This is a genomic window from Halalkalibacterium halodurans (assembly GCF_004376175.1).
Taxonomy (GTDB): domain Bacteria; phylum Bacillota; class Bacilli; order Bacillales; family Bacillaceae_D; genus Halalkalibacterium; species Halalkalibacterium halodurans.
Genome location: NZ_SNUY01000017.1, coordinates 17,567 through 29,435 on the forward strand (window position 1 = coordinate 17,567; position 11,869 = coordinate 29,435).

Below are 11,869 nucleotides of genomic sequence, written 5' to 3' on the forward strand. Positions count from 1 at the left end.
CTAACAATCCCTCCTTTATGACAGGAGCGCAATCGCTAGCGCAATTCCTGTTGCAATTGATAACGATGTAACAAAGCACTCTGCTCCTCTAGTAACACCTGCAAGCAAATCACCTGAAATTAAGTCGCGAACAGCATTTGTCAGAGGGATGCCAGGCACTAATGGCATAAGGGTCCCAATGATGACTTGATCCACATTCTCCCCAAGGCCAATGAGGACAAGTAAAATGGCTACCGCTCCTCCAGTAAAGGCAGCCATAAATTCAGCAAAAAACCGAACCTTTAAATAGGATTGAAGATGAACAACCGCCATGCTAGCGACAAATCCCGCGATAAAAGCAGGTAAAGTATCAAACAAATTCCCGCCAAACAAATAGGAAAAGGCTCCTCCTGCCACCCCCGAGGCGGTGTGCAAAAGAAGCGGCGAATAGTTCATCGGTTGTTTCGCTATGTTCTGTAATTTTGTTAAGGCTTCGGCTGCATCAATTTCTCCATTCACAAACTCACGGGATACTTGATTAACCAAGGTGACTTTATTAAGATCTTGCATCCGATCATCCACGCGAATCATTTGCATAACATCCCCTGCCCCTTCTTCTTCGAAGGACAAGAAGATGCCCGTGGTCGTCACAAAGCTGTGGACGTTCCGAAATTGACCCGCCTTCGCCATTCGCTCTAAAGTTTCTTCCACTCGATACGTTTCCGCACCGTTAATGAGCATAATTTCCCCGGCAAGCATACAAATATCCATCATTTCGTCTGCTCTTACCATCCATCATGCCCCCATTCTACACAAAACCTATCATTACATGATTTGTCCAAATAAGTATAGGATAGATAGGAACAGAAGAAAAGAGGCTATTAAAAAGATTTCAACAAAATAGGAAGATTTTTTTTCATTGCGACGATCATTTTTGCTTGCTCGTTTAGCGGCACGGCTCGGTCTTGTTTTTACAGAGGAGGTTGTTTCTTTCCCTGCATGGTTTAGTGCCTGGATCATGTCTTCACGCATCTGATGCGCGGTTTCGTATTTTGATTGGAGCGCGCGAAGCATGATCGGGCGAAATGGTTTTAGTTGAGGAATGGAGTCCATTTTCCTCTTCATTTGTTGCAGTGGCTTACCTTCCTTCTTGCCAAAATGTTTTCGGTCATAACAGTGCAGCATGATCATGGCCACTGCAAATAAATCATATGACGGCTCTGCTACTCGTGTCCCTAAGCCCCAATAACCACGATCATAAAATTCGGTAAACTCTTTTATAGATCGCCCTAAAAGGGTCGTCCCACCTACATCTAACCAACGAATTCGAACAGGAGGGCCTGTTACTAGTAAGTTATCAGGCTTTAAGTCACCAAACGCCCAGCCAGACTGATGCAATCGATCTAAATCCCCCAGCAGCTGGACGATGAGTAAGCCCAACCACTCTTCTCCTTTGGCTGCCATGAATTGTACAATGTTTGTGCCTCTCACATACTCCATTGTATAAAAAGGGATCGTTCCGCGGGACGTGACAAAGTCATCTACATCAAGCAAGGAAGGCCCAAGTCGTTCTCCTTGAACCTTCTGAAAATGCCTTAACACGTTCACTTCAGACGTAATCGCGTAATGGCTATCTGCTACTTTTACCGCAACGTTCCCATGGATCGACTCCGCCAAATAAACGGTGCCCGTCGCACCTGATCCTATTTTTCGAATGATCCGATAGCGCTGCTTGTGCCATTTCCCAACGATTCGTGTCCCGCTCGGGAGATTAGAGGCCAGACTCTTCAGCTCGTTGTTCTTCATCATTGCTCAGTAATCTCCTTCTTGAGCCACGTCTACCAAATTGTTCGATTGCAAATCGTAAGGCTGGCCCAGTTGGTGTAATCCCTCCTAATGACAGCTTATTAAAAATATTGGTCAGTGAATGAATGTGGGGCGTCCAATCTAATTGTTTATCCACATCTTTTCGTTTCCCGGGAAATGAATAAACAGAAAATTGGTTATCACCCATTCTGGACGTTAAACTTATGGAAAGATCCGTCAGTGCATCTTGTACCATCGGCAGCTTGTTTTTCATGCTCGCACTAGTATCTACTAAGATGAGCACTTGCAGGGAAACCGTTTCACCGAGCTCATCTACGACTTCCATTACTTGCCCTCTTTTTTCTGGTGATAGACTTTCCATCTCTGATTCTTTTCCAAAGATTTGTTGTAACTCTTTATTTACTACACCGTGAAGGGTCTGTGTCATTGCTTGTCTGGTCACCATTTGTACCGTTTGTGATAATTGCTTGGCGTAAACAATCTGGCTTACGCCACCCCCAGCCATGGCAATAGCATCTACTTCTTTCGTACCTTGCTCACCTAAGTGATTATCATCTACGACTCCTATGACATTAACGACAATTCCTTGCTCTTTTGCTAACGCTGCTATTGCTACAGGATCTTCACCATGATTAGAACATCCGTCTGTAAGCAATAAAATTTGCTTTAATGTACCTTTCTCCATCTCAACCCCTCCTATGAGACTCATTACTATCATGCTTGTCAAGAAGGGAGATTTTTATACCTTTACAATGTTGCCACTTGATTTAAAAGACTTGTTTTATTGCCATACCCTCTCTCGCAAAAATCTGTTTTCTTATACAATAATCATATACATTCATGTTATTGTGCCTTCTTCCTAAGAATACGTTTTGGCTTATGCATGGGGATCGCCGCCCATTTTGGCATGTTTCGCTTCACCTTTGCTACGATGATCGTCATATCATCATCAATCTGACCTTTTTCCGTTCGTAGCACTCGTTCTAGTAACAAGTCTGCTAGCTCTTGTGGATCGTCTGTCTCCATTTCTGAAACGAGACGCTTGATCCACATTTCTCGGTTTTCTACATGACGGGGCGCTTCCAAAATTCCATCGCTCATCATAATGAGCAAATCTCCCGCTTTTAGCTGCTCACTTACGACGTCCACATCAAACTCTTGAATAATGCCCATCGGCAAATTACCAGCCTCCATTTTGATTACTTTGTTGCCTCGTTTAATGAAGCTTGGGATTGAGCCAATTTTCAAAAATTTCGCTGTAGCATCATGCAAATCAATCATCGCTAGATCAAGTGTCGAAAACACTTCATCTGTCGTGCGCAACGATAATACGGAGTTGATGGATTTAATCGCCACCGTTTCTTCGATCCCCGACTGTAAAATTTTTTGTAACAGCTGAAGCGTATCGTTACTTTCTAAATGAGCTCGTTCACCATTGCCCATTCCATCACTTATGGCGATTGCGTATTTTCCCGATCCTAGCTCAATGGTCGAATAACTATCTCCAGAAATCCAGCCGCCCCCTTTGGCTACATGGGCAACCCCCGTTTCCACAACAAACTGCTTCGCAGAACCAAAGGATACATGCTGATAGCCGTTAGGGTAATAATGTCGCTCTTCATGTTTGACGATGATCGTTTCACCTAACATGTCGGAGAGCATTGGAGCAATGATCTTCTCTGCCTGCCCGTGACCAGAATCATCAGCTATGCTCATGTCGATCTCCATATTTCCTTTTTCGAGTTGAAAAATATCCACATGGCCAATCTCTAAGCCAACACTCCGTAAAGCCTCTAAAATTTGCTCCTCCTCTAGATGATGCTCCTGACGCTCTTTTTGAATTTCTTTTGCAAAATCCCCCATCACTCGTGACACACCCAGGAGTTGATCAGCTACAAGTTTCCGACTCTCCATCACTTGGTGCCTCAGCTTCTGGTGCGCAAGGTGTTGAGTATGCTCTTGTTGGATCGCTTGCATCACCTTATCGGGTTTAATGCAATGCTGCTTCCATTCAACAAGTAATCTCTTATCTATGACTTCCCCATTTTTTTCAGTTTCGATCATAAGCCGTTGCATCGCATCATAGGTTGTATTAAAGTTACGAACCCAGCACTTTTCCTTTTTAAAACACGCTTGGCATGTTTTTTCGGTTACATTACTTAGTACGTAGTCCCACTCTTTTTCCGCATCCTCTGTAGCAGCACTCGTAGGTGTAGAAAAACTGGTCGACAACGTTTGGAAAAGATTTGAGAATTGTTCGACCCTTCCTGCTGTGATATCGCGGATTTTTCGCAAGTATTGCTGCTGCTCTTTCGAATACTCTGTCGTTCCAGGAATGTAGCGAGCGATCGCATGGATCCACCCTTTTGGCGTGATCAAAAAGATTGCAATGGCAACTGCTGTTTCCATCATCGTTAGTTGAATATTGGTCCCCCCTTCACCGTAGAGACCGATCAACATCGTACCAACAAGAAGTCCGAGGCTGACACCTACTTTCTTACCTTCTTTTAGTAGACCACCAAGAAGACCAGAAAATGCAAGGAGGCTCATTTGATAGAGACTAGCCACACTCGCTAAACTCAAGATTAACCCTGTAACAACGCCTACGGTCGATCCGATCGCTGCACCTCCAACGAATGCGAAGATTAACACGAGATAACGGGCAAACATATGCTCAACTGTTAACCCATAGAAGAACCATCCGACCGTACCCGTCATAACAGAAGCAAGTAAAATCACAAGACATACAATCTCTTCATTCCGCAAAGGCTGCTGAATACGTTTAGCCGTCAGCAATGGGACACTTTGCAAAAAGATCAGTGTTAAGATAAAGCTTAACCCACCCTCAACAATCGCCATCATGACTGCATAGTTTGAGATAGCCCCTTCAATTAAATAGACTAACCCTAGCCTAGAAACCACGCTGGCGATCAATACCGAATAGGGGACGATTTTTTTTCGTTGATCCGTAAAGCGTTCTGTTACCTTTTGGAAGAGGAGGAATGCGACCATGGCCACGATGACAAAGCCAACCTCTTGGTGAAAGCTCGTAACAGCGCCGGCAAACATAGCAATCGCCGCAAGCATCAGCTTGTCCTTTTTCAATAAATAAACAGCGGCTAGGAATGGAACAACAAACGGCGTCAACTCTTCTAAAATGACCGCACGCCCAAGCAAAAAGCCGACAATCGCCAGGAGCAACCCCCATTGATAAAAGACAATCGCTCCCCCTTTGGTAAGAGATTGACTAACTGACCGAATGAAACGATTAACCCGTTCTACCCCTTTCCACTCCAATCTAAATCCCACCATCTCTTTTGTTAGCTTCCGAATCATTATCATCCACCACCCATTTTAAGATCGTGACTCCATTAAAACATGTCCAAAAGAAAGATTTTGTCAAAATGGGAAAGTGAAAACAAAGAAATGTTCGACTCATTTCGGCTCCATTCAGACTGTTTAGCCAAAACGACTGATGAGTTGAATCGAGGAAAACGCACAATCTTGGAAAAACGAAAGACTGATAGGGAAATGTGAGGAAAGAAAAAAACGAGCAATAATTGCAAAAGTGGACTGATCGATATTTCATGAAGGAAAGCAGATACGATTAAAGGAAATAGAAGCGAGGAAAACTTTCTTAATGATCAAGAAAACTCGGTGATGCCGAGCCTAAGCTGGATAGATCGTGAAGACTACGCCCATTCCTAGTGCACCTTAAAAGCCCTACTCGTTTACACGAGCAGGGCTTTGAAAGAGTAGCGGCGGAGGGAATCGAACCCCCGACCTCACGGGTATGAACCGTACGCTCTAGCCAGCTGAGCTACACCGCCATAGTGTGAATTTGTTGATTGCGACATGTAATAATATATATGATGACCAAACAAAAGTCAATATCTTTTTTTATCAAGGAGAAAGACAAGCGAATGCTTGTCTTTCTCAACATTGTATGATCAAGCGAGCAGCAAGTTACCCTCGACGGGCGCCGCGTCCACCACGCTTTGACTCTGTTTGCCTTTTAATCGTAGCAAGGCGCTCTTCGCTGTCTTTCAAGAAGCGAGCCATTTTATCTTCAAATGATGGGCCCGGACGATTTGTACGAGGACCGCGATTTCCACCTCCATGTGGGCGTTTCGGTCGTTCAGGCTGATCAAGGGCTTTTCGGATAGAAAGTCCAATTTTCCCATCAGACTCTACATTTAAAACCTTGACTTGAACCTCCTGTCCAACTGTCAACAACTCATTAATGTCCTTGACATAATGATCAGCAACCTCGCTGATGTGCACAAGACCTGTAGAACCACCTGGCAACTCAACAAATGCACCAAATTTGGTGATTCCCGTTACCTTGCCTTGCAACTTGCTGCCAACTTCAATTGCCATGAAAAAATTGTTCCTCCTTAAAGTAGCTAAAAATCTTCACTTTGGTATAGTATACCCGATCCAAAAAAATGGTGTCAATCTGAGGATGATTTAGGCAACTTAAATAGCGTTTCACCTGGCTTGGTCATATAGTAGTCTCGCCTTGCAATCTCTGCAATAAATTCTTCGTCGTTGTAATTTTTAATTTCTTGTTCAAGAAATTCTTGTTCCGCATGTAGTTCATCGAGCTTTTGCTCAAGGGCTATTTTTTCTTGTTGTATATCCTCTAGCATTTTCGCTTGTGTTTGCAACGTCATAAAGGCAAAAACACAAAGCAATACAGACACGATTCCAATGGCCACAAGTCGACGAACCAACCCACGGCGTTTCCGCTTTTGCATTTCGAGATTTTGTTCATGCTGCTGGATATATTGCGAGTCAATTTCACGAATTCTTGATGGTTGTTTTTTGACCATGGCCCTCACTCCTTTTGAATCCATTTCCACAGCTTTTTCCAAAATCCTTTTCCTTTTTGAAAAAATGTTGTGGACTGAATCTTATTGATCAGCTTCTGAATGCCTAAAAGGCGGTAAACTACCTTTAGCCCCCAAAAGATAGGTTTCCATATCAAATTTAGCAAAAAGTAGAAAATAGATAGGACCGCCGATATTATCATCATACACAAGCGATAAAGAAGATTCAACAGCCACTTGATCGGCGAAACGAAAAAGATATGGATCATCTTTCTCCCAAACCGATAAAGCGCTAGTACGAACTGGATACCACGCTCCAATAGCTTCTGATAAACTTGGCGAAACAATGCTTGATAGGCAGCATACCCACAAAGAATAGCTAAAAATATATAAAAGCGAATTTCCCCTTGGTTGACTTGAAGGAGGACATAAAACAGAATGAGCCCTTGAATCAGCCAAAAAAGAACATCGTTGATAAACTCAAGCCAGTGAAAAAGCATACGGCGGCGCTTTGAGAACCGGTGATAGGTATCAATAGCTGCGCCAAGCCAAACGCCCATCGCAGCCATTGATAGCATCGTGTAAAATTGAATGGTTAAACTCACTTGAACAACTTCCCAAAGAACCCTTTAGATTTTTCTCCTTGGCCCTGTTCAAGGTACACCATATCGAAGATCTTTCCTTCGATCGACACCAGTCCTTCCTCTACATTTAAATTTTTCATATGCAGATTGCGCCCACGAATCGATAGAAAACCCATTTCTGTCTCAAGCAAAAACTCCTCATTGTCAAAGCTTTCGACTTGCTTAACCCCCGTTATATCAAGTGTTTTACGATTCCGCATCGTCACATCGTGCTCTTTTGACCGACGTTCATGTCCCATAGGTCTGCCGAAGTCATACTGCTGGTCCATTCCGATTCCTCCTCATTACGACTTTACTGACAGTCTATGAAGGGGGAACCAAAGATAGAACAAGCCCCTTAATCTGATTCTGTTCCTATAAATAGATATAAAGACCCATCCCTTAAGATCCAACTTGAAAAGCACCTTCCTAAAATGCAAAACCGCCGCATAACGACGGTTTTTCTTTTACTCACTTTTAGAAATCGGCTCTTCTTTTTTTACTTCATATAACGTGCTTGCTTCTTCTTTCCGAACCGTTTCTTTCACATTTGTAATTTCAACAGTGACAAGCTTTTGACCGAAACGAATCACAAGCTCATCCCCTTCCTTCACGACAGTCCCTGCTTTTGCTACGTTTCCATTGACCGTAATTCTACCTTGTTCACAAACTTCTTTCGCCAATGTTCTCCGTTTAATTAACCGGGAAACTTTTAAAAATTTATCGAGTCTCATTCTTACTCCCCCTGACTTTCACTTTCTTTTGCTTGATTCCAAAGGACGTCCATTTCTTCTAAGGAACTTTCTTCGAGAGTGTCCCCTTTAGCAGTAATTGCCTGTTCAATCGACTGAAAGCGCCGCTTGAACTTCTCGTTCGTTCGGTGGAGAGCCTCTTCTGCGTATATATTGTAAAACCGGCCAATATTTACGAGGACAAACAGTACATCGCCGAACTCTTTTGCCATTTCTTGCGAGTGTCCCGCCTGAATTTCCTCTTTAAACTCATGCAGTTCCTCGTCAAGCTTCGCCCACATCGGTTCCACTTCTGCCCAATCAAATCCTACCTTCGCCGCTTTCTTTTGCAGTTCAAATGCTAGCATTAAGCTTGGCAAGCCTTTCGGAATTTTTCCAAGGATGGACGTACTAGCTTGATCTTCGCCCTTCTCGGCTTTCTTTATTTCATCCCATGTTTCGACTACGTCTTCTGCATCCTCTACCTGTCTTTCACCGAATACGTGGGGATGACGGCGAATCATCTTTTCTGAAATAGAACGAATGACATCCTCGATTTGGAACCAACCATCATCCTCGCCAATTTGAGCGTGCAGCAAGACCTGGAGTAAAAGATCGCCAAGCTCTTCAACAAGGTGATCCTCGTTTTCTTCATCAATCGCTTCAAGTACTTCATACGCTTCTTCTAATAGATATTTTTTCAATGATTGGTGGGTTTGCTTCTTATCCCAAGGGCAGCCGTCAGGCCCGCGAAGCGTCGCAATGATCTGGCGCAACGTTCGAAAGTCTTGATACAGTATAACCTCATCCTCAACTGGGGGGACGTATACCGCCGTTAAATTACTGATCGTCGTCACTCGATCAAGCTCATATAATGGCACGGTCTCTAGCTTTTCATTTTTTGTTCCAACAGCGGTTGCCACTGTCACCTCGTAATCATCTGGCAAAAGCTCCATAAGTGTTAATTTCACATGGGATGCTATCATCTGATCATATACTTGACAAATGACAATGTGCTGCGTTACGTGCACTTCATCACGCGAAAGCATCGTCCCATCGAGCACTTGACATCCCTCGACCGGATCGATCTTCAATGCGGAAAACATAGGGTCTAAAAAGCTTTGTCCCCCTAATATCTTCACCGTGACGCGCCCTTCCCGTTCAGCTGCTAGCAGCAGTTGAACCGTTCGCTCCGCCACGAGCGGATGCCCAGGTACAGCATAAAGAACCTCCTTGCTTTTGGCCGCCTCTAAAAGTTCGGCAACAATGGCATCATAGACGGCCTCAAATGTCTCATGCTGCTCATAGATCGAATCAAAAAAGGTAAAAGAATGCCCTTCACCAATGAGCTCTTCTATTACAGGATGATCCTTTGTCCTCACATATAGATGATCCTGATTTAGAATTAAGCGATATACCCCGAGCGGTAATTGTTCTAAGTCTCCTGCTCCAAGGCCAATGACCGTAATCGTATGGCTCATCTTCCCACTCCTTTAGCTTCTTACGTGTTACCAAACAAATGGTTCATTCGCTTCGCCCACTTTTGTAAGGTCGGCACCATGTCCCATTCTTTCTCACTAATGACCTTGCTCCGCAATACAGCAAACAGAAAGCCTAAGATACCTGCAGCTACTGTGAGCAGAACCATCAATAGCGCTTCCATCCGCCCCTCTCCCACTACTAAAGAGAGCAAGTAACGGCAAACACTCGCAGGGATCGCCATGGCGATAAAGCATACCAACATCGCCTGTGCATTGGCAACTAGACGCGCAAGGCCGCCGTACAGTTTCGAAAGGGCGACAACATTTATCGTTGCCATTGTAGCGTATGCTGCGATCGTCCCAATCGCTGCACCGACCGTGGTGAATGCTGGAATGAGGACAACATTTGCAACCATTTTGACAAGCAAACTAACCGCAAGTGCGATCATCGGAATGTGAACATAACCCGATCCTTGGAGCAAGGCAGCTGTTACAACAAACAAGCTCGCAAAAAAGATAGAAAAGCCGTACACTTGTAACACATGTGTTCCTTCGCTATTCCCGAACAACAGGATGTTTGTTGGCTCCATTACGATGAACAAACCAAGTGCAGCAGCCCCTGAAATGAGAATCGTAAACCGACAAGCTAACTCTGTGAATGTCCGAGCTTCTCTCAACCTTCTTCCTTGTACTGCTTTTGTCATAAACGGAACGATTGCAAGTGAGAAGGACGTAGCGACGACGATGCCCACTTGAACGAGCGGCTGTCCTCGATCATAAATTCCTTTTTCAATAAATGCCCACGTCCCTTCGATTCCTGCCACCCCTAGCAAGCGGATCATCGTGAATGCATCTACAAGCGGGACGAGCACAAAGACGAGGGAACTTAAGCAAATGTACACACTTTGCCTAAACCATGGCGTGTTTCTGTTCCCCTTCAACATCCGAAGATTTTTCCGAGATAACCACTCTCTCCAAGCAATTGAGCGATACCCGATAAGCAAGACGATGATAGCCCCGACACTGCCAGCAATTGATCCGAGCGCTGCACCGACCGCTGCATCATAGCCATCGCCCCCTTGCGACATAAAAAGACCTACGAGACAGAGAATACCAATCACGCGAATAATCTGCTCGGTCACATGAGAAAGGGCCGTCGGCTCTAGTTGATGATGCGCCTGATACACTCCACGAACGACCGATAAAAGGGGGATGAGCAAGATGGAAAAAGCCACGGTCTGCAGCGGTGCAGTTAGGTTTATATCTCCCATGACGAGGGCTATTCTCTCGGCAAAAACATACAAGGTACTAAACATGGCAACAGATAAAAGAATGAGTCGATAAAAGAAAAAAGAGACCCACGCCTTCGCTTGTTCAACTTCCCCACGCTCCAAATAACCTGTCACTACTTTGGATAAATACACAGGGAATCCGTACATAGCGAGAATCATCGCAATCCCGTAAAAAGGATAAATTTGCTGGTAAGCATAAAACCCTAAATCTCCAGCCATGTTTTGATATGGCACGCGATACGCCGCACTTAACACCTTCGCGAACAATGCCGCAACAGAAACAGAAAGCGCCCCACGCAGAAACGGACGAATGGTTTCGTTGTTTTGCATTGGCGTTTCTCCTTTTTTTTCTTGTCATTATACCATAGGTTGACATATAAAGTTGGACGTTTGTTAGCAAAACTTGGATTCCAACCAATCGCTTAAAGTAGAAAAGCCATTCCTTCCTCGGAAAGAATGGCTTCGTGATTATTGCTCCATTTGACGGGCAAGGAAGCTCGCTGCTGTTTCTGCCAGCTTTTGTTCCACTTGTCCTTGTAATGTTTCATCTTTATTAAAGATCACCACTGCCCCGATTGGATCTCCATTTGCAATAATTGGTGCAATGACGCAGCCTTTAAGTTCTTCTTGCTGTTCACCAACAAGGTTGTATTCGCCCGCATCTGTATGGACGATTGATTTTCTGTCGTTCATTGCCGACTCTATCATGTCCCCGATGCTTTTATTTGTATAATCCTTCTTCGAGCTTCCAGCCACCGCGATGTACGTATCACGATCAGCGATAAGCACACTATGATTCAGACTGTCGTAAAGCGCTTCTGCGTATTCTTTTGCAAAATCACCAAGCTCAGAAATAGGCGAGTATTTCTTTAGGATGACTTCTCCATCACGATCCACAAAAATTTCGAGAGGGTCCCCTTCGCGGATGCGCAACGTTCTTCTGATTTCCTTTGGAATCACTACACGCCCCAAGTCATCGATCCGTCGAACAATTCCTGTTGCTTTCATACCTATGATGCCTCACTTTCTTCTGATGGAATAACTTCTGGATGTAAGTAAAGATGATCCTGTTTACGTGTTAGTATCTTTGTTTCCAGAAGAACT

Annotated in this window: 12 protein-coding genes and 1 tRNA gene; all 13 read right to left on the bottom strand. The window is 44.3% G+C overall.

The features are described 5' to 3' along the window. Positions 1 to 15 precede the first annotated feature (15 nt). Entirely contained in the window at positions 16 to 771 is a 756-nt protein-coding gene (locus E2L07_RS07515) for a threonine/serine exporter family protein (RefSeq protein WP_010896265.1), read from the bottom strand. A 33-nt stretch (positions 772 to 804) separates the two neighbouring features. Continuing rightward, positions 805 to 1,788 carry a serine/threonine protein kinase gene (locus E2L07_RS07520; RefSeq protein WP_134229268.1) on the bottom strand — a complete coding sequence of 328 codons (984 nt, stop codon included), beginning with the start codon at positions 1,786 to 1,788 and terminating at the stop codon, positions 805 to 807. Next, positions 1,751 to 2,491, bottom strand: a complete 741-nt coding sequence (locus E2L07_RS07525; RefSeq protein WP_053432325.1) for a vWA domain-containing protein — start codon at positions 2,489 to 2,491, stop codon at positions 1,751 to 1,753. The genes E2L07_RS07520 and E2L07_RS07525 overlap by 38 nt, the downstream gene beginning before the upstream one ends. Positions 2,492 to 2,649: 158 nt before the next feature. Continuing rightward, positions 2,650 to 5,142 (bottom strand): stage II sporulation protein E, encoded by a 2,493-nt coding sequence (spoIIE, locus tag E2L07_RS07530; RefSeq protein WP_010896262.1) that lies wholly within the window; start codon positions 5,140 to 5,142, stop codon positions 2,650 to 2,652. 420 nt (positions 5,143 to 5,562) lie between these two features. Continuing rightward, a tRNA-Met gene (locus E2L07_RS07535) sits at positions 5,563 to 5,636 on the bottom strand. Positions 5,637 to 5,772: 136 nt separating this feature from the next. Beyond that, on the bottom strand, positions 5,773 to 6,186 hold the full coding sequence (locus E2L07_RS07540) for a S1 domain-containing RNA-binding protein (RefSeq protein WP_010896261.1): 414 nt from the start codon (positions 6,184 to 6,186) through the stop codon (positions 5,773 to 5,775). A 74-nt stretch (positions 6,187 to 6,260) separates the two neighbouring features. Then, on the bottom strand, positions 6,261 to 6,641 hold the full coding sequence (locus tag E2L07_RS07545) for an FtsB family cell division protein (RefSeq protein ID WP_010896260.1): 381 nt from the start codon (positions 6,639 to 6,641) through the stop codon (positions 6,261 to 6,263). Positions 6,642 to 6,646: 5 nt separating this feature from the next. Beyond that, entirely contained in the window at positions 6,647 to 7,243 is a 597-nt protein-coding gene (yabQ, locus tag E2L07_RS07550) for a spore cortex biosynthesis protein YabQ (protein ID WP_010896259.1), read from the bottom strand. Further along, positions 7,240 to 7,551: a sporulation protein YabP gene (gene yabP, locus E2L07_RS07555; protein ID WP_010896258.1), complete on the bottom strand. Its 312-nt coding sequence runs from the start codon at positions 7,549 to 7,551 to the stop codon at positions 7,240 to 7,242. The genes yabQ and yabP overlap by 4 nt, the downstream gene beginning before the upstream one ends. Positions 7,552 to 7,728: 177 nt before the next feature. Then, positions 7,729 to 7,995 carry an RNA-binding S4 domain-containing protein gene (locus tag E2L07_RS07560; RefSeq protein WP_010896257.1) on the bottom strand — a complete coding sequence of 89 codons (267 nt, stop codon included), beginning with the start codon at positions 7,993 to 7,995 and terminating at the stop codon, positions 7,729 to 7,731. A gap of 2 nt (positions 7,996 to 7,997) precedes the next feature. Beyond that, positions 7,998 to 9,473, bottom strand: coding sequence for a bifunctional methyltransferase/pyrophosphohydrolase YabN (gene yabN, locus E2L07_RS07565; protein WP_134229269.1), 1,476 nt, complete (start codon positions 9,471 to 9,473; stop codon positions 7,998 to 8,000). 20 nt (positions 9,474 to 9,493) lie between these two features. Then, on the bottom strand, positions 9,494 to 11,095 hold the full coding sequence (locus tag E2L07_RS07570) for a putative polysaccharide biosynthesis protein (protein WP_053432327.1): 1,602 nt from the start codon (positions 11,093 to 11,095) through the stop codon (positions 9,494 to 9,496). Positions 11,096 to 11,233: 138 nt separating this feature from the next. Beyond that, entirely contained in the window at positions 11,234 to 11,773 is a 540-nt protein-coding gene (gene spoVT, locus E2L07_RS07575; protein WP_010896254.1) for a stage V sporulation protein T, read from the bottom strand. Positions 11,774 to 11,869: the final 96 nt, after the last annotated feature.